The sequence below is a fragment of the Nocardia sp. GTS18 genome (assembly GCF_013839555.1).
Lineage (GTDB): Bacteria > Actinomycetota > Actinomycetes > Mycobacteriales > Mycobacteriaceae > Nocardia > Nocardia rosealba.
In genome coordinates this window covers 1-23,815 of the sequence record NZ_JACBIU010000035.1, presented here as the reverse complement: position 1 = coordinate 23,815, position 23,815 = coordinate 1, and the positions used below count along the sequence as shown (strand labels likewise).

Annotated in this window: 23 protein-coding genes, 1 tRNA gene, 1 other RNA gene and 1 pseudogene; 14 read left to right on the top strand and 12 right to left on the bottom strand. The window is 67.7% G+C overall.

Features of this window, described 5'->3' with window-relative positions:
- The first annotated feature begins 125 nt into the window (after positions 1–125).
- Entirely contained in the window at positions 126–1,379 is a 1,254-nt protein-coding gene (tgt, locus tag HYG95_RS21440) for a tRNA guanosine(34) transglycosylase Tgt (protein ID WP_181700453.1), read from the top strand.
- A gap of 98 nt (positions 1,380–1,477) precedes the next feature.
- Here the strand turns inward: tgt and HYG95_RS21435 are convergent, their stop codons facing one another.
- Positions 1,478–2,251, bottom strand: a complete 774-nt coding sequence (locus tag HYG95_RS21435) for a queuosine precursor transporter (protein ID WP_181700451.1) — start codon at positions 2,249–2,251, stop codon at positions 1,478–1,480.
- A gap of 82 nt (positions 2,252–2,333) precedes the next feature.
- Here HYG95_RS21435 and HYG95_RS21430 point away from each other — a divergent pair, with 82 nt between their 5' ends.
- Positions 2,334–2,894: a DUF4190 domain-containing protein gene (locus HYG95_RS21430; protein WP_181700450.1), complete on the top strand. Its 561-nt coding sequence runs from the start codon at positions 2,334–2,336 to the stop codon at positions 2,892–2,894.
- Positions 2,895–2,969: 75 nt separating this feature from the next.
- Here HYG95_RS21430 and HYG95_RS25060 read toward each other — a convergent pair whose 3' ends face one another.
- The 3 genes from HYG95_RS25060 to HYG95_RS21415 are packed head-to-tail and all read right to left on the bottom strand — an operon-like array spanning position 2,970 to position 5,137.
- Positions 2,970–3,677 (bottom strand): RDD family protein, encoded by a 708-nt coding sequence (locus tag HYG95_RS25060; RefSeq protein ID WP_181700448.1) that lies wholly within the window; start codon positions 3,675–3,677, stop codon positions 2,970–2,972.
- A gap of 43 nt (positions 3,678–3,720) precedes the next feature.
- Positions 3,721–4,641 carry a tRNA glutamyl-Q(34) synthetase GluQRS gene (gene gluQRS, locus HYG95_RS21420; RefSeq protein ID WP_370465872.1) on the bottom strand — a complete coding sequence of 307 codons (921 nt, stop codon included), beginning with the start codon at positions 4,639–4,641 and terminating at the stop codon, positions 3,721–3,723.
- A gap of 10 nt (positions 4,642–4,651) precedes the next feature.
- Complete coding sequence (locus tag HYG95_RS21415) at positions 4,652–5,137, bottom strand: DUF309 domain-containing protein (protein WP_181700446.1); 486 nt, start codon at positions 5,135–5,137, stop codon at positions 4,652–4,654.
- 420 nt (positions 5,138–5,557) lie between these two features.
- Between HYG95_RS21415 and HYG95_RS21410 the strand changes: the two genes are divergently transcribed.
- The gene (locus HYG95_RS21410) at positions 5,558–5,767 is read left to right on the top strand and encodes a DUF397 domain-containing protein (RefSeq protein ID WP_067494664.1); all 210 of its coding nucleotides are present in this window, start codon (positions 5,558–5,560) and stop codon (positions 5,765–5,767) included.
- An 85-nt stretch (positions 5,768–5,852) separates the two neighbouring features.
- Positions 5,853–7,244 carry a WS/DGAT domain-containing protein gene (locus tag HYG95_RS21405; RefSeq protein WP_181700444.1) on the top strand — a complete coding sequence of 464 codons (1,392 nt, stop codon included), beginning with the start codon at positions 5,853–5,855 and terminating at the stop codon, positions 7,242–7,244.
- Here the strand turns inward: HYG95_RS21405 and HYG95_RS21400 are convergent.
- Together HYG95_RS21400 and HYG95_RS21395 are read right to left on the bottom strand one after the other, a co-directional pair.
- The gene (locus tag HYG95_RS21400; protein WP_181700442.1) at positions 7,241–7,687 is read right to left on the bottom strand and encodes a helix-turn-helix transcriptional regulator; all 447 of its coding nucleotides are present in this window, start codon (positions 7,685–7,687) and stop codon (positions 7,241–7,243) included. The genes HYG95_RS21405 and HYG95_RS21400 overlap by 4 nt on opposite strands.
- Positions 7,688–7,959: 272 nt before the next feature.
- Positions 7,960–8,598 carry a helix-turn-helix domain-containing protein gene (locus tag HYG95_RS21395; protein ID WP_166655806.1) on the bottom strand — a complete coding sequence of 213 codons (639 nt, stop codon included), beginning with the start codon at positions 8,596–8,598 and terminating at the stop codon, positions 7,960–7,962.
- A 126-nt stretch (positions 8,599–8,724) separates the two neighbouring features.
- Here HYG95_RS21395 and HYG95_RS24965 point away from each other — a divergent pair, with 126 nt between their 5' ends.
- Both HYG95_RS24965 and HYG95_RS21390 read left to right on the top strand, forming a co-directional pair.
- The gene (locus HYG95_RS24965; protein WP_255284036.1) at positions 8,725–8,856 is read left to right on the top strand and encodes a hypothetical protein; all 132 of its coding nucleotides are present in this window, start codon (positions 8,725–8,727) and stop codon (positions 8,854–8,856) included.
- Positions 8,857–8,941: 85 nt separating this feature from the next.
- Positions 8,942–10,387 carry a threonine/serine exporter ThrE family protein gene (locus HYG95_RS21390; RefSeq protein WP_181700440.1) on the top strand — a complete coding sequence of 482 codons (1,446 nt, stop codon included), beginning with the start codon at positions 8,942–8,944 and terminating at the stop codon, positions 10,385–10,387.
- Position 10,388: 1 nt separating this feature from the next.
- On the opposite strand, the gene HYG95_RS21385 is transcribed toward HYG95_RS21390, so the two are convergent.
- The 3 genes from HYG95_RS21385 to HYG95_RS21375 all read right to left on the bottom strand — a co-directional run bounded on the left by HYG95_RS21385 (position 10,389) and on the right by HYG95_RS21375 (position 12,212).
- The gene (locus HYG95_RS21385) at positions 10,389–10,802 is read right to left on the bottom strand and encodes a DUF5994 family protein (RefSeq protein ID WP_181700438.1); all 414 of its coding nucleotides are present in this window, start codon (positions 10,800–10,802) and stop codon (positions 10,389–10,391) included.
- Positions 10,803–11,055: 253 nt separating this feature from the next.
- Positions 11,056–11,143: transfer RNA gene (locus HYG95_RS21380), tRNA-Ser, on the bottom strand.
- 67 nt (positions 11,144–11,210) lie between these two features.
- Positions 11,211–12,212: a hypothetical protein gene (locus HYG95_RS21375; protein ID WP_181700436.1), complete on the bottom strand. Its 1,002-nt coding sequence runs from the start codon at positions 12,210–12,212 to the stop codon at positions 11,211–11,213.
- A gap of 147 nt (positions 12,213–12,359) precedes the next feature.
- Between HYG95_RS21375 and HYG95_RS21370 the strand changes: the two genes are divergently transcribed.
- The 3 genes from HYG95_RS21370 to HYG95_RS21360 all read left to right on the top strand — a co-directional run bounded on the left by HYG95_RS21370 (position 12,360) and on the right by HYG95_RS21360 (position 14,460).
- On the top strand, positions 12,360–12,920 hold the full coding sequence (locus HYG95_RS21370; RefSeq protein WP_370465871.1) for a TetR/AcrR family transcriptional regulator: 561 nt from the start codon (positions 12,360–12,362) through the stop codon (positions 12,918–12,920).
- 26 nt (positions 12,921–12,946) lie between these two features.
- Positions 12,947–13,041: signal recognition particle sRNA small type (gene ffs, locus HYG95_RS21365), an RNA gene on the top strand.
- 129 nt (positions 13,042–13,170) lie between these two features.
- A complete protein-coding gene (locus HYG95_RS21360) occupies positions 13,171–14,460 on the top strand; it encodes an aminotransferase class I/II-fold pyridoxal phosphate-dependent enzyme (RefSeq protein ID WP_181700432.1) in 1,290 nt (429 codons plus the stop codon).
- Between the two features lie 51 nt (positions 14,461–14,511).
- On the opposite strand, the gene HYG95_RS21355 is transcribed toward HYG95_RS21360, so the two are convergent.
- Positions 14,512–15,315, bottom strand: a complete 804-nt coding sequence (locus tag HYG95_RS21355; RefSeq protein WP_181700430.1) for a methyltransferase domain-containing protein — start codon at positions 15,313–15,315, stop codon at positions 14,512–14,514.
- A gap of 45 nt (positions 15,316–15,360) precedes the next feature.
- On the opposite strand from HYG95_RS21355, the gene HYG95_RS21350 reads away from it, so the two are divergent.
- The 3 genes from HYG95_RS21350 to HYG95_RS21340 all read left to right on the top strand — a co-directional run bounded on the left by HYG95_RS21350 (position 15,361) and on the right by HYG95_RS21340 (position 18,331).
- Positions 15,361–15,939, top strand: coding sequence for an HhH-GPD-type base excision DNA repair protein (locus tag HYG95_RS21350; protein ID WP_067640350.1), 579 nt, complete (start codon positions 15,361–15,363; stop codon positions 15,937–15,939).
- A 69-nt stretch (positions 15,940–16,008) separates the two neighbouring features.
- Entirely contained in the window at positions 16,009–16,704 is a 696-nt protein-coding gene (locus HYG95_RS21345) for a hypothetical protein (RefSeq protein ID WP_181700428.1), read from the top strand.
- Positions 16,705–17,062: 358 nt separating this feature from the next.
- A complete protein-coding gene (locus tag HYG95_RS21340; RefSeq protein ID WP_181700426.1) occupies positions 17,063–18,331 on the top strand; it encodes an ROK family transcriptional regulator in 1,269 nt (422 codons plus the stop codon).
- 114 nt (positions 18,332–18,445) lie between these two features.
- Here HYG95_RS21340 and HYG95_RS21335 read toward each other — a convergent pair whose 3' ends face one another.
- Positions 18,446–20,077, bottom strand: a complete 1,632-nt coding sequence (locus tag HYG95_RS21335; protein ID WP_181700424.1) for a DUF2207 domain-containing protein — start codon at positions 20,075–20,077, stop codon at positions 18,446–18,448.
- A gap of 269 nt (positions 20,078–20,346) precedes the next feature.
- On the opposite strand from HYG95_RS21335, the gene HYG95_RS21330 reads away from it, so the two are divergent.
- Positions 20,347–21,255, top strand: coding sequence for a neutral zinc metallopeptidase (locus HYG95_RS21330; RefSeq protein ID WP_181700422.1), 909 nt, complete (start codon positions 20,347–20,349; stop codon positions 21,253–21,255).
- Position 21,256: 1 nt separating this feature from the next.
- Here the strand turns inward: HYG95_RS21330 and HYG95_RS21325 are convergent, their stop codons facing one another.
- Positions 21,257–22,084, bottom strand: a complete 828-nt coding sequence (locus HYG95_RS21325) for a hypothetical protein (RefSeq protein ID WP_067494625.1) — start codon at positions 22,082–22,084, stop codon at positions 21,257–21,259.
- A gap of 446 nt (positions 22,085–22,530) precedes the next feature.
- On the opposite strand from HYG95_RS21325, the pseudogene HYG95_RS21320 reads away from it, so the two are divergent.
- A pseudogene (locus HYG95_RS21320) lies at positions 22,531–23,709 on the top strand (DNA polymerase III subunit gamma and tau); the annotation flags it as partial.
- Positions 23,710–23,815: the final 106 nt, after the last annotated feature.

Below are 23,815 nucleotides of genomic sequence, written 5' to 3'. Positions count from 1 at the left end.
GCACCGTTGCTTGCTCCTTCGTCGCCTACGCAACGGCACCTGATCGTCGGGACGGCCGCCGACCGCCGACTTCGTCGGCGATCCCTCCTCGAGGTCGGGATGTGCGTGGCTGGCACCATGGGCGGGTGGCCGACAGCAGCGAATTCTCCTTCACGGTAGGTACCCGTCTCGACGGGGGCCGGCATGGGCGTACCGGTGTCATCGGCACGCCGCACGGGGAGATCGCGACGCCCGCCTTCATTCCGGTGGGGACCAAGGCGTCGGTGAAGGCGGTGCTGCCGGAGACGATGAAGGAGTTGGGGGCGCAGGCGCTGCTCGCCAACGCCTACCACCTGTATCTGCAGCCGGGGTCCGACATCGTCGACGAGGCGGGTGGGCTCGGTAAGTTCATGAACTGGGACGGGCCGACCTTCACCGACAGCGGTGGCTTCCAGGTGATGTCGCTGGGTGTCGGCTTCAAGAAGGTGCTCGCGATGGAGGCGGTCGGGGTGCGCTCCGATCAGGTGATCGCGGCAGGCAAGGAGCGCCTCGCCACCGTCGACGACGACGGCGTCACCTTCCGGTCCCACCTCGACGGCTCGAAGCACCGGTTCACCCCCGAGGTGTCGATGGGTATCCAGCACCAGCTCGGCGCCGACATCATGTTCGCCTTCGACGAACTCACCACCCTGATGAATACCCGTGGCTACCAGGAGAAGTCGCTGCAGCGCACGCACGAGTGGGCGCAACGCTGCATCGACGAACACGAACGGCTCACCGCCGCCCGCACGCACCGGCCGTACCAGGCGCTGTTCGCGGTGATCCAGGGCGCGCAGTACGAAGACCTGCGCCGCAAGGCCTGCCGTGAACTCGAATCGATCCGGGGCAGTGGCGGAACAGAATTCGACGGCTACGGCATCGGCGGTGCGCTGGAGAAACACAACCTCGGCACCATCGTCGGCTGGTGCTGCGACGAGCTGCCCGAGGCCAAGCCGAGGCACATGCTCGGCATCAGCGAGCCCGAGGACATGTTCGTCGCCATCGAGAACGGCGCCGACACCTTCGACTGCGTGAACCCCTCACGAGTGGCGCGCAATGCGGCGATCTACGTCGACGAAGGCCGGTTCAACATCAACACCAGCCGCTTCCGCCGCGATTTCACCCCCATCGACGAGAACTGCGACTGCTACACCTGCGCGCACTACACCCGCGCCTACCTGCATCACCTGTTCAAGGCCAAGGAGATGCTCTCGGCGACGCTGTGCACCATCCACAACGAGCGGTTCACCGTCCGCCTGGTCGACCGGATCCGCGCGAGCATCGAAGGCGGCTACTTCGACGAGTTCAAAAAGGAATTCCTCGGCCAGTGGCAAGGCCGCATCAAAGCCCCGGGGGAGTAGACCTGGTCGTTCGATTACCACGCTCTGGTGGCGGCATCGGCCGAGAGGCGAACGCCACCAGAGCGTGGTGATCAAGTGCCCAGCTGTCAGCGTGCGGCCTAGTCGTGGAGGGCGTCGACCCTCGCCGGGGCGTAGGTCGGCTCCTTCTTCTTGAGGATCGCGATGACGCGGTACGTGATGGGGAGGACGAGCACCTCGCACACCGTCTTCCAGATGAAGCCGACGATCACGAAGTTGACGAACGACTGCCAGGTGTCGATGCCGATCGCCGGGGCGGCGATCGAGCAGAAGATCAGGGTGTCGGCGAACTCGCCGACCACGGTCGACCCGATCAGCCGGGCCCACAGGTGCTTCTCCTTGGTGCGTTCCTTGATGAACACCAGCGTCGCCGAGTTCAGCAACTGGCCCACGAAGTATCCGGCGAGCCCGGCGAGCACCAGCTGCGGGGTGGTACCGAGGACGGTGCGGAACGCTTCCTGGTTCTCGTAGAAACCGGCGGCAGGCAGCCGGACGGCGACGAAGAAGCAGCCGACGGTGAGCAGCAGCGCCGCGAAACCGGTGTAGATGGCGTGGCGAGTGGCGCGGAAGCCGTAGACCTCGCTGAGCACGTCACCCAGGATGTAGGCCAAGGGGAACAGGAAAAAGGCGCCGTCGGTGGCGATCGGCAGGATCTGCAGCGGGCCGAGCACTACCGAACTGCCGGAGAAGAACTCCACGCCCTTGGTGGCGCAGATGTTGGAAATGATCAGCGTCGCGGTGAACACGGCGACGATTACCGGATAGAACCCCCGCGCTACCTGGGCGAATGCCGCATGCTCCGGCGCGGGGTGCCCAGATTCGGCGGGTTTGTCGAGCGAGTTTGCATCAGTCACGGGTTACATCCTCCCTCAGGCGCCCGAAGGGCCCCGCTCGAGCGCGCCAGCGCTCCAACCACGCATGCCATAGTCTGTAGCAATGACGAATCCCGGCGATTCCGACGAGTGGTGGAAGCAGTACGGCGGTTCCGGCGTGTCACCGGAGTCCGGCGCGCCGGGTTCGGTGCCGCAGTACCCGACCGCCCCGCCGTCGCAGCCTTCGAGCTACCCGTCCAATCCGCAGCAGTCCGCGCCGCAATACCCGCAGCAGCAGCCGCCGTCGCAGCCGCAGTACCCGAACTATCAGCAGCCTGCCGCGCCGCAGTATCCGCAGCAGCCGCAGTACGGCGGGTATCCGGCGGCCGGGGCCTACAACCCGTACGGTGCGTACCCGCAGCCGCAGGGCACGAACGGTCTCGCCATCGGTGCCCTGGTGTCGTCGCTGATCGGCCTGTGCAGCTGCGGTGTCGGTTCGGTGGTCGGCATCATTCTCGGTGTGATGGCGATCAACCAGATCAAGGAACGCGGGGGTGAAGGCAAGGGGATGGCGCAGGCCGGCATCTGGATCGGTGCCATCTCCCTGGTGCTCTGGCTGCTCTACATCGTTTTCGTGGTGGTCCTCGGCGTGGTCGGCGGGATGGATTCTTCGTCCACCTACTGACTTTCGCGGACAAACACAAGGGGCGCTTCCGGAATCCGGAAGCGCCCCTTGGTGTTTTCGCAGGTCGGAGCTGAATCAGCCCTTGACGACCTGGGTTCCGCCCGCGAGCTTGTCGTGCCAGCCCTGCTTGTTCGGGTCGTTGTTGATGGTGACCGCGATGTAGATGGAAAGGCCGGTGGTGACCAGGCCACCGAGGCAGTAGATGGCCAGGGGCGCAAGGAAGATGTTGCGCTTGAGCGAGGCCTCCGGGGTGAGCTTCGGCGCGCCACCGGGGGCGACGACCCGCAGGCCGAGCAGCTTCTTGCCGAGGGTGGTGCCCTGCGTCACTTCGAAGCCCACGTTGTAGCCCACGTAAGCGATGCCCATGATCACCCACAGGATGATGCCTGCGAGGAACGGGCTGTCCATCAGTGCCATACCGAGGACGAAGTTCAGGATTCCCAGCGGAATACCGATGATGAAACCGTCGATGACCCTCGCGCCGAGGCGGGTACCGAGGTCACCTGCCTGTGCGCCACCGAAACCCTGCTGGTTGTACGGATCGGCACCGTAACCGGGCTGCGGCTGTCCGTACGGCTGCTGGCCGTAGGCGGGCTGCTGCTGACCGTAGGGGTCGGCCTGCCCGTAACCGGGCACCGGCTGGCCGTATCCGGGAGTCGGCTGACCGTAAGGCTGCTGCTGCTGTCCGTATCCCGGCTGCTGCTGGCCGTAGGGGTCCTGGCCGTAGCCGCCGGGCTGACCGCCCTGCGGGTACTGATTGGGGTCGTAACCACCGCTGGTCATAAATTCGTCCTCGTCGTGATCAGTAGATCGGTCGTTGCGTACGTTACGGACATCGGTCTGGTTGGAACAACCCGATAGGCTCGAGTATCCATGGTTTCTCCGGGATGCGCGCCGGGTCGAAAACCGCGCGGAGCTCTGCCGTTGTGCGAGCGGCATATCCGAGTGAATCGGCGATCGCCGCCACCACGTCGCCGGGCGTGTTGCCGAGCGCGATCTGGTCGGAAAGGCTCACCGCCCCATCGCGTTTGGCGAGTCTTCTGCCTTCGGTATTGAGTACCAACGGAACATGGGCGTAGGTGGGCCGTGGCAGGCCGAGCAGGCCGGCGAGATAGGCCTGGCGGGGCGTGGACGGCAGCAGGTCGTCGCCGCGCACCACTTGATCCACCCCCTGGGCGGCGTCGTCGACCACGACGGTGAGGTTGTAGGCGGGGATGCCGTCACCCCGGCGCAGCACCAGATCGTCGACGGCGCCTCGGTAGCGGCCGTGGCGCAGGTCGGTGATCTCGTAGTCGGTCACGTCGGCGCGCAATCGCACTGCGGGCGAACGGCCTTCGGCCCGGCGAGCGGCACGCTGTGCGTCGGTGAGGGTGCGGCAGGTGCCGGGGTAGGCCCCCATCGGCCCGTGCGGTGCGGCGGCGGCCTGCTGGATTTCACGTCTGGTGCAGAAACATTCGTAAGTGCGCCCGGCCGCGGTGAGTTCCTCGATCGTCGACTCGTAGACCGCGAGCCGGTCGGATTGCCGCAGGACAGGGCCGTCCCAGTCGAGTCCGATGGCGGCGAGGTCGTCGAGCTGGCGCTGTGCCGCGCCCGGGCGGACGCGGTCGAGGTCGTCGATGCGCATCCGGAACGCGCGCCCGGTGCTGCGGGCGTAGAGCCAGGCCAGGATGGCGGTGCGCAGATTGCCCAGGTGGAGCTCGCCCGAGGGGCTCGGGGCATAGCGGCCTGCACCTGGTGAACTGGACACCTGTCCGATCCTAGTCGGTCGTGCGGCGCAGCCTCGGCCGCAGCTGTTCGTCGGTGAGCTGGACGCCGCCTTCGACGGCGTCGAGCAGCTGTTCGGCGTAGGAGATCAGGCCCGCACGATCGACATCGTGCTGCTGGGCATTCGCCGGGTAGGCGCCGAGCCGCTCGCAGGCGCGCCGCAGCAGCGTAGTCGCGCCCTTGGCGTTGCCGCGCTGGATGTGGGTCAGGCCGACGGCATATTGGGCAAGACCCTGCCAGAGCATCCGCTCGGCAACCGGCCCGTTCTTCCAGGCCGCCTCCAAAACCTCGTGTGCGTTGAATGCCAATCCGTCGTCCAGCAGTTGCTGGGCGAAGGTCAGAGTTTGCTGGGGGGTCAACTCGAGATCGTCGGGAATTCGGGCGACTCCGGCACTGCCGGGCGGCAGTGGTCGGCCCAGTCGGTCGCGTGGGCGGTCGTTACGGGCACGACCTGCGGCGTCGCGGTCACGGGAGATCATTCCCCCATGATCCACGTCCACTTCGGATGGTGCTGATGTGGCCTGTGAGGCGAGCAGGAATGTGACGTATCACGAACCAATCACATGGAAGTAAATCCGCATGTGTCAAGCCCGTGGGGAATGGGTAAGAGGGCCTGGCAATGCCGCCGCAAACGCAAACCTTCGCAAGCTTGGCAAACGGATATGAGAAAGCAAATTCTCATCCGCAAACTTGCGGAAGACCTGCTAGTGTTTCTTCCGCGGGGGCAGCCCCCGGAGGCGGAAACGCCTCATGCGCTGGTTCGTGCCGATCGGTTGCGCGTTCCGGGTGGCAGTGCTGTGGGTGCCACGAAGTAACTCGTCGGTCGCGCCGGAAATCGGAAATGCTGAACCGATTCGGCGGTGTTATCCCGTTCTCACTGATGCAAAGGAGCAAGTGCTGTGGAGGTTGATGTGACGGGCGCTGTGTGGCGCAAGAGCACCTACAGCGGTCCCGATGGAAACTGCGTGGAAGTCGCCTTTCTCACCGGCGGCGAGATCGCGGTCCGCGACACCAAGGATCACGGGCGTGGCCCCGTGCTGGCCTTCGGACCAGGAGCATGGCGAGCGTTTCTCGCCGACGTCACCGCAGGACAGTTCGCGCGCGGCTGAACCGCCGATGCGCCTGAACCGGGCAGTTCGGGCCCCGGGTCGATAGGACTCGGGGCCTTCTCTCGGCGTGGCCTATCGTGGCCGGGTGACCAGAATGGCCCCGCGCGACGCGACGATGTTCTGGCTGTCGCGCCGCACCGCCAATGATGTGTTCCTGCTCTACTGTTTCGCCGAAACCTCCACTCCTACTGAGGAACTGCGCGCCGCGGTTGCCGAACGCGTAGCGCTCATTCCCGATCTGTGCCGCCGGTTGCGCGAGACCGCGCGCGACCTCGACTATCCGCACTGGATTCCGGCCGAATTCATTCCCCAGCAATTCATTGCCCACCGGCCCGACGGCCTGCCGTGGCCCACTCTGCTCGACCGGCTCGGCGAACTTCTGGGTACCGGTGTCGATGCCACCGAACGGCCCTGGCGGCTGCATGTTTTTCGTGGTGTCCGTGATGCGCCGATGTCGACCGGGCCGTCGCTGGTGGCGGTGGTTCAGATCTCCCATGCTCTCGCCGACGGCACCCGTGCGGCCGCACTCACCAGATCCCTGTTTGTCCACAGGCTTCCCGATGTGCCTGTGGATAACTCGGTGAAACACCGAGTAGATCCTGTGAAAACGCCGGTGAGACCTGTGGATTACTGGGGACAACTCTGTGGATGGATGGATCCGAGTGTGCCTGGGGTACTACGTTTTCCCCAGCAGCTGATCGCGACGTTCCGCCGTGGTCTGGCGGCGGGCCGTGCTCAACGGGAACTCGCTGAACGCACTGCCGCCGGCGAAGTGCCCGCGCCCACAACCGGCTTCACGCCCGGTGCGCTCAACACGATGCGGCCCGTCGCGGCGCTCGATCATCAGGTCCGCATGCTCGTCGTCCCCGCGGACGCGCTGCGCCGCGCGCACGTCACAGTGACAGCGCTTGCGCTGACGGCGATTTCGCGCGCACTCACCACCTACCTCACCGAGCACGGTCGAGCACCGGAACGCCTCGGTGCCGCGCTGCCGATGGCTGTGCCCGCATCGAGCAACGCGCACAACAACTACCGAGGTCTTTCCATCGACCTGCACATCGAGGAACCAGACCTGCGCGTCCGTGCCGAACTGATCGCCGACGAACTGCGAACCCGTCGTGAACGCGCACTGAATCCGCTTCTCGCCGTGCAGGATCAAGTCGGTGAAACCGTTCCCGCGCTGTTCGCGGTACGTGACGTCGCCCGCGCCGACCTCGACACGCCCCCGCGGACGATCGACGGCAACACCGTCGTCTCCAGCGTGAACCGTGGCGCCGCCGACCTCACCTTCGCGGGCGCACCGGTCCTGTTCACCGGCGGATTTCCGGCGCTCGGCACCGTCATGCACCTGACCCACGGCATCCACGGACTCGGCGAAACCATCACGCTCTCCGTGCATTCCGACAAAGCGGCCGTGCCGGATCCCGATCGGTACCTGGCCCTGCTCGCGGAAGCGGTGGACGCCGTGCGTGGCTAACGCTTGCCGGCCCGCCCCAGTTCGTCGCCGATCGCCCGCAGCGCCGAACGCAGCGCGGTGGTCGCATCGGTGCCCGCCGCCTCACCCTCGATCAACCCGTCGATCCGGAACGGGCAGAAGTACCCCGAATCACCCTGGTGCGGGCGGCCGATCTCGATGAGGGGGCGGCCGGTCCGCTGCGCGATGGCGGTGGCGAGTGCCGCGTCGGCCGCACGCGGATCGCGCCGCACGCGGGGGAGGGCGGGCACCGCCTGGGCGTGCACCCGCTCGTACCAGTCGATCACCTCGGAAGGCGCGGCACGCGTGCCGGTTTCGTAGTGGCCGAGCGCGGCCCGGCTGTACGGAACGCGGGTGGCCAACCCCGCCAAGGACAATCCGGCTTCTTCCCGCAGCCGCCGCAACCGCGCGCCTACGAGTCTCCCCTGCTCGCCCCGACTGGACATGCAGCCATCGTAGAGAACTGTAGACGTTTGTAGACGATTTTTGCTGTCCAAAAGGTCTTGACAGTGACCATACTTTTCCCTGGCGGCTTCACCAGAACCATACCGCGCCACCCGTGCAGCACTGACACGTTCGGAGGGGAAAGCATGGACGTCTACCTGTGGATTGCCGTCGGCCTCTTGGGATTCGGGGCACTCACCCGGTACCTGCTGTTACTACCGCCCGCCGAGACCGTCACCGGCCGTCCGACCGTCGCCGACATCCGCCGCAGGATTCAGTCCGAGCGGGCACCCGGCCACGATTCGACGACACCGTCGCCGCGCAACATCTCCAGCAGGAGCTTCTCGGCGTCGGACTTCTCCCTGGCCAGCGCGCTCCAGCCGCGCACCACACCGTCGGGGCCGGACTTCGTCGTCCACGAGCCCACCGCATGAGCGCCCTGGGGGTGCAGCGAGTAGTAGATGGTGCCGACCGGGAAGGCGACATCCATGCCACGCACCCAGCCGGTGATCGCGTCGCCGTCCCATACCCGCATCTCACCACGCACGCCGGGCCCCGGATCGTCCTCGGCCGCAGCGGTTTCGGCGGTGTCGAGCAGCAGGTGGTCGCCTTCGTGCCGGATCGTCACCTCCGCTACCTCGACCTCGTCGCCGTGTTTCGCCGCCTTCTGCCAGGCTGCCCACCAGCGGCCCGCCAGGTCGACCCGGTTGTCGACGATCCCGGCCAGTTCCGCCAGCGAGATGCGCAACGCGTCGGCCAACCGGATCGCGACCGGAAGGGTCGGCGACTGCTCCTCGGATTCATACCGGGTGATCTGCCGCGAACTCACCCCGATGGCGGTGGCGAGCGCGGGCTGCGACAGCCCGAGCAACCGCCGCCGCTCCTGAATCACCTTCCCCGTCCCGGTGTTCATACAGTCATCGCCTCCATTGCCGGCCCCTACCGTCACACCCTGCCCGACACATCCGCGCCGGACCCGCCGCCACGGGTCGTCACCGGCGATATCGAACATCACTGGCGCACCGCACATGCCGACTGCGTGGCCGATTCTCCCATCTCTTCGCTCCAGCAGGCCCGTTTCGTGCTGACCGAGCACGACGGGTGCGGACCACGCTGCCTGCAGCACCTCGCGGCCACCGCGTACAGCACGGGTCTGATCGACGACATCTGAGCAGGTCGCGGGGAGTTACGAACGACACGTTGACGAACTCGTGACGAGGCGGCGAACCGGCACGAAACGCCGTTACGGTCGAAGTATGACAGCGGAGCACACGGCGGACGGCGACGATTCGTCCCTCGGACGCCTCGGTTCGCGCCCGCGTCTGCGCCTGCGCCGCCCGTTCTGGCGTCCGCTCGAACGCGCGACCGCGGACAACATCGTCGCCGCGCCCACCCCGCTGCGGCCGATCGACCTCACCGACGACGCCGAGGTGTCGCAGGTGCTCGATCTGGCGGTACGGGTGGGCGAGGTGGTGCTCGCCGCCGGTACCGGTGTCGGCGACACCTCCGCGCAGGTGCGCTTCATCGCCTCCACCTACGGTCTGGACAAATGCGATATCGACGTCACCTTCGACGCGATCCGCATCTGGGCCGACCGTGGCCCGTACCTGCCGCCGGCCAGCGATATGCGGGTGGTGAAGTACCGCTCGCTCGACTTCACCCGCCTCGCCGCCGTCGACCGGTTGACCCGGCGCATCCGCACCCAGGTGGTTCCGGTGGAGAACGCGCACGCCGCGCTCGACGAGATCGTCTCCGCCCGGCACCCGTATCCGCGCTGGGTGTCGACGGCGGGCTGGTCGCTGCTCGCCGCGGCCATCGCGGTGCTGCTCGGCGGTGGCGTGATACTCGCGGTGATCAGTTTCGCGACGACCGCCGTCATCGACCTGGTGAACCGGGCGCTGCATCAGCTCGGTCTGCCGTTGTTCTTCCAGAACATGATCGGTGGCGTCATCGCCTCGACCCCGGCGATAGCGCTTGCCGCGTTCAGTGACCAATGGCGAGCCGATGCGGCGCTCATCGTCGCGGCGGGTATCACCGTGCTGCTGTCCGGATTGCAACTGGTCGGTTCGGTGCAGGACGCCATCACCGGTGCGCCGGTCACCGCCGCGGCCCGCATGCTCGAAGTGGTGATGATGACCGGCGGCATCGTCGCGGGCATCGGTCTGGCACTGCGGATTTCAACCATTCTCGGGATCGAGGTGCCCGAGATCGCGGCGAACGCCGGACGCGATACCGAGTTCCTCGCGCTCAAACTCAGCGCCGGTGCGGTGGCGGCTGTCGCGTTCGCGATGGCCTGTTATGCCGAGCGCCGGGCCTTGTTCGCGGCAGCTCTCAGCGGCGCGGGCGGCACCGTGGCCTACCTCGTGGTCCAGGACATCGGGTTCGGACCGGTCGTCGCCTCGGGTGCCGCGGCCACGCTGATCGGCATGGCCGGTGGTCTGATGGCGCGGCGCGCGCTCACTCCGCCGCTGGTCGTCGCGGCCGCGGGCATCACGCCGCTGCTGCCGGGTCTGAAGGTGTACCGAGGGCTGTACGCCCTGCTCGAGGACGAAACGCTGCTCGGATTCGGGCAGATCCTCGGTGCCTTCGGTGTCGGTTGCGCGCTCGCGGCGGGCGTCATTCTCGGTGAATGGTTCGACCGGTTGCTCAGCCGCCGCGGCACACCGCGCGACTTCGACCCGACCTACACCAGCGACCGCTGACTCAGATCGCGCCCATCAGCGTGCGCGGTCCGTCGGCGGCGGTGTCGGCCGGGGCCGGGTCCTGGATCCGTGGCTTGCCCGCGGCCCAGCGCATCTGGCTGCGCGCGGCGGCCGCCTCGGTGGAGGCGGGGATGACGAGCAGCGCGAGGCTCGCGCCGTTGCTGCCGACCAGGTGCATGATGCGCGCGGCCTCGTCGGCGCCGGGTTCGTCGGCGGTCCAGTCGAATCCGAGCTGGGCCAGCTTGCCGATCTGCGGTCCGACCGCGGTGACCAGCTGGTGCATCTCGGTCATCGGCGTGTCGGTGCGCGGCCACCAGGCGCCGTCGATCGGGCCGGGTGCCGTCTTGCGGTCGCGCAGCATCAGCCGGATCGGGCCCGCCGTGTCGCGACCGATAGTCGTGTCAGGTGTACTCACGAAAGTTTCCTCTTGGTGTGTTCGGCCGGCGCTCTCGGCGCCGGCCGGTGTGCGCCGTCGGTTTCGACGGGCACGAAGCCTTTAATACCCAGTTCCGCTGTGTCTGCACGCGCGATTTATCGCGGCGACGACGGCGGTCGGGTGCGGTGGGGGTCTCCCGCACCATCGGGGGTCACTCTACGGACACCCACCGACAGATCCACCGGATTAAACGAACAGGGCCCCGACCGGCGAACCGATCAGGGCCCTGCTGTGGCGGAGGATAGGGGATTTGAACCCCTGAGGGCGTTAACCCAACCCGCGTTCCAGGCGAGCGCCATAGGCCACTAGGCGAATCCTCCGTGGAGCAGCATAGCGGGTCGACGGGGGCCGATGCCAAACCGGCCCCCATCTCACCCCGTTGACCTGCTATTTCTTCAGTGCGGTCAGGACCTTGCGGACCTGGGTTTCGGCGGCCGAGCGCAGGGTCGACTTGTCGACACTGCCCATCTTGTCCACCTCGATCTCCACCTTCACCGAGATATTGCTGTCGTGCGCGGCGACCACGTAGATGTAGTCGTTCGGGATGGAACCGTAGATGCGCTGCTCGTAGGCGTAGTACGCCTCCGTGCCCAGGCCGCTGAGCGGGCCGTGGTCGTAGTCCTTGCCGGTGGTCTTGGTGTCGTAGCCCTTCCAGCGCGAGTAGTCCGATTCGGTCTCGTAACTGGACTTGAACGCCACCTCGAGCGAGATCTTCGCGCCGGTGCCGCTGCGGCCGGAGTCCTGGTTCTTGGCATCGCAGTTGTAGGAGCCGCCACCGCCGTACTCCGAGGGCTCGCGCTCGGTGTGCGTGGTCGTCTCCCTGGTCGAGGACCACTGGTTGAGCACCGTGAGGTCGATCAGGTCGCAGGCGTTCTTGCCCTTCTGGAAGGCGTAGTCGCCTTCCCATTCGGACGGGTTGGGACCGAACGGGTTGGTCTCGTCGGCCTTGTTCGCGGCGAAGGCGATGAGGCCGATCACGAGCACGCCGACCAGCAGCACCGCGCCGCCGACGATCCACCACACGGCCTTGTTGCCCGACGACGGCGGGCGCGGCGGCGTCCCCCATTGCTGTGCCGGGTACTGCGGCGGCGCCGCGAACGGCTGTGCGGTGGCGCCTGCCTGGTACGGCATGCCGGTGTAGGGCTGCGGGTTGGCACCGCTCTGATACGGCGTCGCCGCCGGGGGAGCGGTGTAGGGGTTGGCGCCGCTGTGCTGCGGTGCGGGCGGCGCGGTGTAGGGGCCGGGCGTGCCGATGTCACCGCGCAGGATGGTCGGATCGGCCTGCTGTGGTGGCTGACCCGACTCGGGGCCTGGGCGTTCCCACCACTGCACAGTCGGGTCGGACGGCGGTACGTCGCCGCCGGGCGGTTGCTGGTTCGGGCCGGTCACGCGCGGAACCCCCTCGTAGTCATGGGGAACCGGGACCCCCCTTGCCGATGTCGCACTGATCGTAGCCAGCTTCGGCAGGGGATGACGTATCTATACGCCTACGTACACTGGTTGTTCCGTCGTCGGGCGAGCAGAAACGGAGCACACGTGGGCGTCGCGCGAACACCACGCGAACGGTGGATCGAAGAGGGGCTGCACGTGCTCGCCACCTCGGGTGTCGACGCGGTGCGGGTGGAAGCGCTCGCCAAACGCATCGGCGTCACCAAGGGCGGTTTCTACGGTTACTTCGCCGACCGCGAGGCCCTGCTGACCGCGATGCTGGAAGCGTGGGAGCGCGAGGCGGTCGACGAGGTGCTCGCCAAGGTCGACCACGCGGGCCTCGACCCCAAGAACCGGGCGCGCATGGCCGGTGTCCTCACCCTCTCCGATCACCGGCTGCTGCCCATCGATCTGGCCGTCCGCGACTGGGCCCGCCGCGACGACGACGTCGCCGCTCGCCTGCGCCGCGTCGACAACGCGCGAATGGCGTTGCTGCGCGAGACGATCGGCGAATTCTGCGATGATCCCGACGAAGTGGAAGCCCGCGCCCTGCTCGCCTTCTGTGCCGTGATCGGCGGGCACTTCCTCGCCGCCGATCACGAGGGCCGCACCCGCGTCGAGGTGCTCATCCGGGCCGCCGACCTGCTGTTCGAACCCCGAAATCGCTAGTACGCGCGATTGCGGCTACACTGGCCGACGGATCCCGCGCGGCGCGCATCCTGTGAACTCCCCCAGGGCCGGAAGGCAGCAAGGGTCAACGGGCTCTGCCGGGTGCGCGGGGTCCCCTTAAATTTCCGGACTCCGCTGCACACCTTCGCAGCGTGCGAGCCCATCCTCCCTGGATACCCTGCCGATTCCCGGCAACCGCCGGGTAACGTTGCGGGTACACCCACCTTGCTGCTTCGAAAGGCTGCCCAGGATGCCCCGGCAAACGCAGATCGGTTTGATGAGCCACGCGGAACTCGTGTCCGAGCACGAGTCCCAGACCGCGAACTACGCGACGCTCAAGACCGAGAAGCTCACGCTGGATCTCACCCGAGGTAAGCCGTCACCGGAACAACTAGACCTCTCCTCGCCGCTGCTGGCCCTACCCGGCGACGGCGACTTCCGCGACGGCACCGGCACCGACTGCCGCAACTACGGTGGCCTCACCGGCCTGCCCGAACTGCGCGCGATCTTCGGTGAACTGCTCGGCATCCCCGTCGACCAATTGGTTGCGGGCAACAACGCCAGCCTCGAGATGATGCACGACATCATCGTCTTCTCGATGCTCTACGGCACCCCCGACTCCCCGCGCCGCTGGGCCTCCGACGAGCCGATCAAGTGGCTGTGTCCGGCCCCCGGCTACGACCGGCACTTCGCCATCACCGAGGCGCTCGGCATCGAGATGATCACCATCCCGATGCGTCACGACGGCCCCGACACCCATGCCATCGCACGGTTGCTGGCAAACGACCCGCAGATCAAGGGTCTGTGGGCGGTACCGAACTACTCCAACCCCACCGGTGTGGTCTTCTCCGAAGAGATTGTGCGCGAACTGGTTTCGATGCCGGCCGCCGCACCGGACTTCCGCCTTTTCTGGGACAACGCCTACGCCGTACACCCCCTCACCGACACCGCCGCACCGGTGCTCGATGTGCTCGGCATGGCGGCGGCCGCCGGTCACCCGAACCGGCCGCTGGTCTTCGCCTCGACCTCCAAGATCACCTTCGCCGGTGCGGGCGTGAGCTTCTTCGGTGCGTCCAAGGCCAATATCGACTGGTACCTCGACCACGCGGGCAAGAAGAGCATCGGCCCCGACAAGCTCAACCAGCTGCGGCACCTGCGGTTCTTCACCGACGCCGAAGGCGTGCGTGAGCACATGCAGAAGCATCGGCGGTTGCTCGAGCCGAAGTTCGCGCTGGTGCGCCGGATTCTCGAGGATCGGCTCGGGGCGTCGAAGGTCGCTTCGTGGACCGAGCCCAAGGGTGGGTATTTCATCAGTCTCGATGTGCTCGAGGGGACTGCGGCACGGGTGATCGCGTTGGCCAAGGACGCGGGGATCGCGCTGACGGCCGCCGGGTCGGCGTTCCCGTACCGCAACGATCCCGAGGACAAGAACATCCGGATCGCGCCGAGTTTCCCGCAGCTGCCGGAGCTGGAGAAGGCGATGGACGGGTTGGCGACCTGTGTTTTGCTGGCGGCTACGGAGAAGCTGCTCGAAGCCTGATCACGAACGAAACCCCGCGTACCCCGCCTGCCGGGATACGCGGGGTTTCGCTTATTTCTTGTGGGCCAGGGTGGCGAAGACGGTCACCGAGATGTGGGTGTGGCCCTTGGGTGCGGCCTCTTGGAGGTCGGTGAGGAGTTGGTCCCGGGCTTCGGGGGTGACGGTTCCCCGCAGGACCGCGAGGTCGGCTATGCGGTTGACCAGGGCGCCCGCGCCGATGGTTCGGTCCTGGACCAGCGCGTGGGAGCCGATCTCGTCGACGGTCAGACCTGCGTCGGTGAGGAGGCCGGCCAGTCTGCGGCCGGAGAGGGGGTTGGTGGTGGAGGAGATCAGGGTGTCGATCACCGCGCGTGCCACCTCGGGGGCGCCGGGATGGATGATGGCGGTCGCCCAGTCGGCGTCGACGACTACCGCGCGGCCGCCGGGGCGAAGGACGCGCGCGATTTCGGTCGCGGCGCGGGCGGGGGCGGTCAGGTGCTGGAAGACGCGTTCGCACAGAACGGCGTCGAAAGTGTTGTCGCCGAAAGGCAATCCGTAGGCGTCCCCGGAGACGAAGGTGGCGGTGGAGCCGCGTTCGGTCGCGCGCCGGGTAGCGGCGGCGAGTAGGTCCGGGTCGGGTTCCACGCCGACGGCGGTGCCACGGGGACCGACCGCGTCGGCGAAGGTGAACACTTCCGAGCCGGTGCCCGAACCGATGTCGAGCGCGCTGTCGCCGGGCTGCAAAGAGAGTCGTTCATGGGTCCAGGCGCCGAGGGCGCGCACGCCGGGCTGAGTCACCTCCAGGTCATGGGCATCGATCAGCTGGGGTTGCCCCGCCCGATCGAAACGGTCCGGGCGTGGGGTGTAATCCGTCATTCGTACCGCCGATGTGGGTGCAGTGAAATGTGTCACGATGAATATATGACCCGAACGCTGTGCCTTGCCCAGGACGCCGAGGCCGATCAACTACTCAGCACCGACGATTTCGCCTTGCTGCTCGGCATGCTCCTGGACCAGCAGTACCCGATGGAACACGCCTTTCGGGGGCCGCAGAAACTGGCCGGGCGAATGGGCGGATTCGATCTGCGCCGTATCGCCGAGGCCGACCCGGCCGAATTCGAGGAACTCGCCGCCACCCCACCCGCCATCCACCGGTACGGCCGCTCGATGGCCCGGCGCGCGCAGGCACTCGCCAACTACATCATCGAGCACTACGACGGCGTACCAGCGAAGATCTGGACCGAGGGCGACCCCGACGGCAAGGAAGTGCTGCGCCGGTTGCAGGACCTGCCGGGCTTCGGCGCGCAGAAGGCGAAGATCTTCCTCGCCCTGCTCGGCAAACAACGCGGTGTGCAACCGGCGGGCTGGCGAAAAGCGGCGGGTGCCTACGGCGACGAGGGTTCGCGCCGTTCGGTCGCCGACGTCGTGGATGCCGAAACCCTCGCCGAAGTAAGGGAATTCAAGAAACAAGCGAAAGCCGCGGCCAAAGCGGCCGAGTGAATTCGGCGATTGCGATCTCGGTGCGTTTATTCCTCGTCAGGCAAACGCGTTTACCGGAAGCTTTCCGGCATGAAGATGAGGAAGTTCGCCGTGGTTGCGGCACTGTTGACCGTGGCGACCGGGGTCACCGCGGGCACCGTCAACGCGGCGCCCGAGCAAGCAGCACCGATCAACTACACCGCCGAGGTCGTCGACGAGTCGAGGGCCGTCGTCACCACCGATGCCGGATCGCTGGTCACCGAGGACGGCGCGTTCAAGATCAAAGCGGCCGATGGAACCACCGTCGCGGCCACCCCGCTGACGTTCCGGCTCGACGAGTTCGAGTTGCCGATCGCCGCCGAGATCTCGGGTAACACCGCCACCCTCACCCCACAGCTCGACCCGGCCAAGGCCGTGTACAAGCCGGTCGCCCTGCCGTACGAGGACAAGGCGCCCTGGAAGACGGAGTACGAGCGTGAGCAGGCCGCCTGGCAGCGCCTGACCTCGACGATCTCGATGGGTGCGACCATCGGCACCCTGGTCGGCGGGCTCGGCGGGGCCGCCGCCGGTTGCATCGCGGGCGCGGCACTCGGCCTCGTCGCCACCGGTGCGCTGCTCACCCTGTTCGGCCTCGGTCCGCTGGGCGGGTGCGTCGCGGGTGCGGCCGCCGTCGGCTTCCTCGGCGTGGTCGCCGGGCAGCTGTTCGTCACCGGACCGGTAGCCGTCGCCGCCGCGATCCAGTACTTCACCACCATCAACCAGCCCTTCACGCCACCGGCCAAGTAGGCCGTCCGCGCGCGAACCCCTCCCGGCGTCCTCGGGAGGGGTTCGTGCTGTGTCACAGCATCATTACGCCTTGCACTGCACCGCGCTGACCTGGTGATTTGCTGTGTGTCACCACACAATTCGCCGGTCGGTCTTGGATGGGGGCCGATTCGGTGTTAATTTGATTGTTATGTCCGGCAACCATCACTCCGCCCCGCGGGTCACCTACGTGACCGCCGCGCTGGGTCTGCGGTTGCCGTTGACGCGCGAACTGTGTCGTTCCTGCCGCTGCAGCTGAGCCCCTCGGGTTCGCGAGCTGCCACACCCCTCGTGTAGGCAAACCCGTTGTTGAAACGGGATTTTCGGCAAGGAACTGCATATGTCTGCCCCCATTCTCGACCGCCCCATTTCGCGGGTGGTCACCGGTCGTCCCCGAGTTTCGCGTCCCGTCGTCGCCCCCGAGCTGCGGCGCAGCGACAACCCCGCCGCCGCCGTGCTGCGTACCGCAGTCGGCGGCCCCATCTCCCGCGACAATGCGGCCCGCGCAACGGGTTTGAGCATCGCGACGGTGAACCGCCAAGTGGCCGCGCTGCTTTCGGCCGGTCTGCTGCGTGAGCGCGCAGATCTCACCGCCGCCGGTGCGGTCGGACGGCCACGGGTGCCCTTCGAGATCGACCACGACGCCTACCTCACCATCGGCATCCACATCGGCGCCGCGGCGACGAAGATCGTGGCCGCCGACCTGCGCGGCCGCATCCTCGGTGGGCTGGCCATCGCGACACCGCAGACCGGGCAGGACTTCGCCGTCACCACGGTCGCCCGCAGCGCCAAGGCGTTCCTGCAGCGCTGGCACCGGCGCACCCCGCTGTGGGCAGGCGTCGCCATCGGCGGACGGGTCGACACGCACACCGGTGTGGTCGACCATCCGAAACTGGCGTGGCAGGGCGCACCGCTCGGCCAGGTCCTCGGCGATGTGCTCGAGCTCCCGGTTTCCGTCGCACCCCACGTGGAAGCGATGGCCGCCTCGGAACTGCTGCTGCCGACCTTCGACGCGCGCGGCCCGGAACAGCCCGCCGACCAGCCCGGCAGCAGCCTGTACTTCTACGTCCGCGAGACGGCGGGCATCGCCGTCACCCTCGACGGGCGGGTACACACCCCGAGCAACGGCCCGGGTTCCATCGCGCACCTGCCCACCGGTTCGGACGTGCAGTGCACCTGCGGCAGGCGTGGCTGCTTGGAAGTGACCGTCGGCGATCGGGCGCTGCAAGCGCGTGCGGTCGGGCGCGGAATCATCCCGGCGCACAACGGAACCGCGGGCACCACCATCGCCGACCTGTACCGGGCCGCCGAGTCCGGTTCCGAGGGTGCCCGCGAGCTGCTCGCCGAACGCGCGACCATGCTCGGCCAGACCGTCGCCCTGGTCCGCGACATGCTCAACCCGGACCGGGTGGTCCTCGGCGGGCAGGCCTTCACCGGCTACCGCCCGGCCCTCGGCCACGTGGCGCGCGCGTTCACACAGAGCACCCAGCTGCCCCCGACCGACATCAGGGTCAGCGGATTCGGCGGCAAGGTCCAGGAATTCGCCGCCGTCGTCACCTCACTCAGTTCCATCTACGCCGACCCCCTGGCCGCCCTGCGTCGGATATAACCAACCGCAGCCACTGATCACGCACGCACATGGGTAACTCACCGGGCACGGGAGACCGGAACCAACCGCTTCAGTCTGGCCGCCAACGCCAGTCTCCCCGCACCTGAGTCCGGCCTAAATCCGCGGGGAGGCGGAAGAGCACGCGCCTTCCAAAGCGGTGATGAAGAACGGGAACTGGGAGGCGAAGCGGTGCAGGTTGCGGTCGCGGTCGTAGCCGGCGAACCAGTACAGGCCGGGCTGGGAATCGGCGGACGGATCCATATCGCGGAAGGTGCGGATCCAGTTGTCGGCGCGACCGCTGATCACCGTGTAGGGCAGGGCGCGGGAGAAGATCGTCTCCTGATCGATCGGTGGGATGCGGTCGCGTGACACCGAATCGAGTCCGCGCCCCATAGCCTTGATCCGGCCGACCACGGTGTCACCCAGCGTGGTTCGGGTCGGCAGGTAGTTCGGCAGCACGACCGCGGCCACCCCGGCCAGCAGGATCGCCACGCCGACCAGGGCGTGTCCGGCGGTCAACGCCAGGGCGACGGTGGTCGCGGCGCCGACGGCGATCAGCGCGGCGCCGATCCAGCGGGGCAGCATCCGCTGCTTCGGATCGGCCAGCGCGCCGGTCGACACCGCGTCGCGGCGCATGGCCACGCGGATCGGGTCCAGTTGCAGGCGCCCGGGTGCGCGCAGCTCGCGCACGGCGACGGTGTCGGTGCCCTCGGGCAGCAACATGTCGTAGACGACCCTCTCGTACTCGCGCAGTTGGTCGTCGGGCGCGTTCACGCGGCTGATCCGCCAGTCGTCCTCGCCGCGCGCGTTCACCGGGGCGATCCACAGGTAACGGCGCACCGCCAGGTCGACGACGGTGGCGGCGATGTCGACCGGGTCTACGTGCTCGTCGAGCAGCAGACCGGCCTCGCCGGGCAGGACACCGTCGGGGGAGGTGAATTCCATCCGGTCACCGGTGGTGACGAGCGGGTCGAACGTGTCGCTGGTGGCGCGGGCCGTCACACCGCGCTTGCGGGCGGTGAGCACGTAGGCGATCATCCCGGCCAGGGCCAGCAGCAGGGCGCCGAAGGCGGCGAGGACCGGGGTGGTGAAGGCGAAGAAGTTGTTCGAATCGCCGTCGCGCACATCGGCATTGGCGGGCACCGTGCCGGGCGGCATCTGCAGGGTGAGGTCGATCGCGTCGCCCTTGCGCAGGTCGGTCTGGCTCAGATACAGCACACCGTCGGGTTCGACGTGCACCTCGGCGCACGGGCGCGCGCTGCCCGCGGGGCCCAATTTGCAGTCGACGATGCCCATTTGGAAGCTCGGGCTGATCACCGACACATCGAGGGAGGCGATGTCGGCGTTGAGCACGCCGAGCCAGTGGAACATCTGCGTGCCCGGCGCGTCGGCGACGGTGTTGTGCACCGTATACGTGAACTTGGATTCACCGGGCTTGGCCTCGACGACGAACTGGTCGTCGACGGTGGTCGCGGTGCCCGCCCCGGTCGCGGACACATCGGTGACCTTGAACACCCGCTCCACACCGTCGCCCAGGCCCAGGCGCAACGGCAGCGACATCGTGAAGTTCCCGTCGGCGGGCACCGCGACGGTTTCGACGACCCGCAGCACGCCTGTCTCGGTCAAGGTGAGATCGGCGGTGATCGACACCCCCGCGGGCTGCGTGTGGGCTACCGGAGCGGCCGCGAGCAGGCCCGCCGAAGCGAGCAGCAGCGCGCCCGCGGCGCCCCCCCGAAAAGTCAGCATGGCTGCCTACTCTAGACAGCTTGCTATCCTGCGTCAGCGGCTGTCGGCGACGAACTAGACGAGGGGGTACGGGGGACGTGAACCAACCACCGTACGGCTACGGCCCATACGGGCCTGGTGGACGACCGGTTCCGCCACCCCCCGGCTATGGTCGTGCCCCGGGTTATCGCCCGCAACAGGGCTACGGTCCGCCCGGATACCCACCGCCGCAAGGGTATCCACAGCAGCGTCCGGCCTACGGACCGCCGCCGGGCTACCGTCCGCCGCCGATGCCCTACGGTCCGCCGGGCAGGCCGACTCCGCCGCCCCGCAAGCGACGCGGCGGTTTCACCTCGCTGATGTTGGTGGTGATTTTCCTCGTCGTCGGTGGTCTGGTGAAGTTCGCCGTGAACAAAGGCGTCGATATCGGCATCGACGCGTTCGGCCCGAGGCCGACCACCACCTACACGCCGCAACCCGGGAGCGCGCCCGCCAAGACCGGTGACAACCCGCTGGTCACCGATGCGGACGGCTCGCTGGTGCCCGCCTCCTGCGACTACGCGCCGTGGGGCACCCAGGTGGACAAGGCGCGCAAGTTCTTCGAGTCCGCCGCGGGCTGCCTGGAAGCGGCGTGGAAGCCGCTGATGGCCGCCAACGGACTGCCCTTCGAGTCGCCGACGCTGAGCATCACCGCGACCACCGACGGCATCACCACCCCGTGCACCGGCTCCACCAGCAACTTCGCCGCCTTCTACTGCGCGGCGAACAAGACCATCTACATGCCGATCAGCCAGTTGCAGACCGATCAGTTCCGCGACAACTGGGTGGTGTACCTGTCGGTGTTCGCGCACGAGTACGGGCACCACATCCAGGCGCAGTCCGGAATTCTGCGCAAGGCCAACAGCGAACGGGTCGACGCGGGGGCGCGCTCGACCAAGGGACTCGAGCTGTCACGCCGAGTCGAGTTGCAGGCCAACTGTTTCGACGCCATGTTCATCGCCGCGTCCAAGGGCGGCGGTTCGCTGTCGTCGGACCAGGTCACCCTCGCCACCCGCGATTCCTACGGGCGCGGCGACCGGCCGGGCGACATGCGCGACCACGGCACCGCCGACAACGGCGGCAAGTGGTTCGAAGCCGGCCTGGAAAACTTGACGCCCCAGTGCAATACCTTCATCGCGGCGGCCGGCGACGTGAGCTGAGTCAGCCGCGAGCGTCCTTGGCCAGCGCGCGCAGGCCGCGTTTGCCCGGGGCTGGCAGGTCGTCGCCGGTGTCGGCGAGCCATTCGGCGGTGACCAGCCAGCGGCGCTGGGCGTGCGCGTCGGCCACATCGAAGAACACGCGGCGGCCGCGGTCGTCACGCAGATCGCGCGACAGTGCCGCCCAGCTCGGGGCCCGGCCCTTGTCCACGGTGTGCTCGGCGACGAAACCCGCGACCATCTTCCCGATCATGTTCACCGGCTTCTGCGACACCCGGTTGCCGTATTTCGTTGTGTGCCAACGGCGGGCGGGGCACAGCGAGCCCGGGTTCGCGTTGGAGGCGATCCAGCCCGCGCGCTGCGCGCGTTCGATGAGCCACAGGTGTTTCACGGCGGTCGGCGCGATCTCCCCGACCCGGTCGGCGATGAGTTCGGTGATCTGGGGGTCGGCGAGGATGTCGCGGCGGGTGGGGCCGATGCCGTGCTCGGTCCAGTGCGCGGCCGCGAGCCTGGCCAGAATCCGGCCGAACTCGTCGATGCTGCGTTGTGCCCGCCTGCCGAGCCGTTCGATCCGTTCGGCCTCGCGGCGCATCTCGTTCTGCGCGGTGAGGGTGCGGATCGCGGCCATCGTCGGTACCTGCCCGCGCTCGAGCAGCTGCAGGATGGCGGCGGCGGTGGCCGGGTCGGCGGCCGCCGCGACGGGTAAGGAGTCGCGCTTGATGTCGAAGTCCTGTGGGCTGATCGCCCGGCTCAGCAGTCCGACCGCGGCGTGATCGCCCGCGAACTCGGTGTGGGCCAGCCAGGCGGCTGCGATGTCATCACACGACAGCACGATGAAACGTTCCTCCGGTCGATGCGGTGGGGGAGCGATCGGTGCGCGAAGGTTGTGCCCCGGTCGGGATGAGGGACCGGCCGGGGTCACCAACCTGATGAAGGTTTGGCCACCGAAGTTGCCGATAACCACGGTAGCCAGCCGCTTGCGCCGCTGTCACGACGGTTCACGGTTTCGTTACATCTGGAAACGGGTCGATATTCGGGGACCTGGTACGGAATTACGCGACAACCAGGATCGACGAACTCGTCCTGTCTCGATTCGCCGAATCGATAACCCTCGATAACCGGTCAGTTGCACCCACCGTGCCCGCTATGCGGCCATGAGTTGAACCTTTAACCACCATGTGATCTACAACACATGTAACCCGCTGTACCGCTATGCCTTTCGGCTCCACCTCTGCGGCGCCAGTCGGGATGTCACACCACACCGGTAGCCTTTGGGCCGTGGCTCTGTACCGGAAATATCGACCGGCGACATTCGCTGAGGTAGTGGGTCAGGAGCACGTCACCGACCCGCTGAGTACAGCGCTGGACACCGGCCGCATCAGCCATGCGTACCTGTTCTCCGGGCCGCGTGGCTGCGGCAAGACGTCCTCGGCGCGCATCCTCGCCCGCTCGCTCAACTGCGTGGAAGGACCGACCTCGCGGCCGTGTGGCACCTGCGGGTCGTGTGTGGCGCTCGGGCCGGGCGGATCGGGGAACCTCGACGTCATCGAGCTCGACGCGGCAAGTCACGGTGGTGTCGACGACACCCGTGAGCTGCGCGATCGTGCCTTCTACGCGCCCGCCGAGTCGCGCTATCGCGTATTCATCGTCGACGAGGCGCACATGGTCACCACGGCCGGTTTCAACGCGCTGCTCAAGATCGTCGAGGAACCGCCCGCCCATCTGATCTTCATCTTCGCCACCACCGAACCCGACAAGGTGCTGCCGACCATCCGGTCGCGCACCCACCACTACCCGTTCCGGTTGCTGCCGCCCGCGACCATGCGCGGACTGCTCGGCAAGATCTGCGAGCAGGAGCACGTGCCGGTGGAGGAGGCGGTGTATCCGCTGGTCATCCGGGCCGGTGGGGGTTCCCCGCGCGACAGCCTGAGCGTGCTCGACCAGTTGCTCGCCGGTGCCGGGCCGGAGGGTGTCACCTACCCGCGGGCGGTTTCGCTGCTCGGCGTCACCGATGTGGCGTTGATCGACCACGCCGTCGACGCGCTCGCCACCGACGACGGCGCCGCCCTGTTCGGCACGATCGACCAGGTGATGGAGGCGGGGCACGACCCGCGCCGCTTCGCCGTCGACCTGCTCGAGCGTCTGCGCGACCTGATCCTGCTGCGCGCGGTCCCGGACGCCGCCGAGCGAGGCCTCGTCGCGGGCCCCGGCGACGTGCTCGAGCGCATGCGCGACCAGGCCGCCCGCATCGGCCCCGCCACCCTCACCCGCTACGCCGAACTCCTCCACGAGGGCCTCGGCGAAATGCGCGGCGCCACCGCCCCCCGCCTCCTGCTCGAGGTCATCTGCGCCCGCATGCTCCTCCCGTCGGTCTCCGACACCGAATCCGCCACCCTCCAACGCCTCGAACGCCTGGAACGCGGATTCGCCGGTGGGGCAATCCCTTCCGCTCGCCCCACCGGCGAATCCGCGTTCCAGGCGTTCGAGGCGTTGGAGGGCTGGCTCTTATACACACCCCACGCCCCCCCCCACAACCATGCTCGAGATTGAGGTAGCCACCTAA

What these genes read in the sequence shown, in the direction of transcription:
- HYG95_RS21430 (WP_181700450.1), top strand. Translation starts at nt 2,334, where the DNA reads ATGACGAATCCCGGCGATTCCGACGAGTGGTGGAAGCAGTACGGCGGT.
- HYG95_RS25060 (WP_181700448.1), bottom strand. Translation starts at nt 3,677, where the DNA reads ATGACCAGCGGTGGTTACGACCCCAATCAGTACCCGCAGGGCGGTCAG.
- HYG95_RS21415 (WP_181700446.1), bottom strand. Translation starts at nt 5,137, where the DNA reads ATGATCTCCCGTGACCGCGACGCCGCAGGTCGTGCCCGTAACGACCGC.
- HYG95_RS21400 (WP_181700442.1), bottom strand. Translation starts at nt 7,687, where the DNA reads ATGTCCAGTCGGGGCGAGCAGGGGAGACTCGTAGGCGCGCGGTTGCGG.
- HYG95_RS21395 (WP_166655806.1), bottom strand. Translation starts at nt 8,598, where the DNA reads ATGAACACCGGGACGGGGAAGGTGATTCAGGAGCGGCGGCGGTTGCTC.
- HYG95_RS21390 (WP_181700440.1), top strand. Translation starts at nt 8,942, where the DNA reads ATGACAGCGGAGCACACGGCGGACGGCGACGATTCGTCCCTCGGACGC.
- HYG95_RS21360 (WP_181700432.1), top strand. Translation starts at nt 13,171, where the DNA reads ATGCCCCGGCAAACGCAGATCGGTTTGATGAGCCACGCGGAACTCGTG.
- HYG95_RS21355 (WP_181700430.1), bottom strand. Translation starts at nt 15,315, where the DNA reads ATGACGGATTACACCCCACGCCCGGACCGTTTCGATCGGGCGGGGCAA.
- HYG95_RS21350 (WP_067640350.1), top strand. Translation starts at nt 15,361, where the DNA reads ATGACCCGAACGCTGTGCCTTGCCCAGGACGCCGAGGCCGATCAACTA.
- HYG95_RS21345 (WP_181700428.1), top strand. Translation starts at nt 16,009, where the DNA reads ATGAAGATGAGGAAGTTCGCCGTGGTTGCGGCACTGTTGACCGTGGCG.
- HYG95_RS21340 (WP_181700426.1), top strand. Translation starts at nt 17,063, where the DNA reads ATGTCTGCCCCCATTCTCGACCGCCCCATTTCGCGGGTGGTCACCGGT.
- HYG95_RS21335 (WP_181700424.1), bottom strand. Translation starts at nt 20,077, where the DNA reads ATGCTGACTTTTCGGGGGGGCGCCGCGGGCGCGCTGCTGCTCGCTTCG.
- HYG95_RS21330 (WP_181700422.1), top strand. Translation starts at nt 20,347, where the DNA reads ATGCCCTACGGTCCGCCGGGCAGGCCGACTCCGCCGCCCCGCAAGCGA.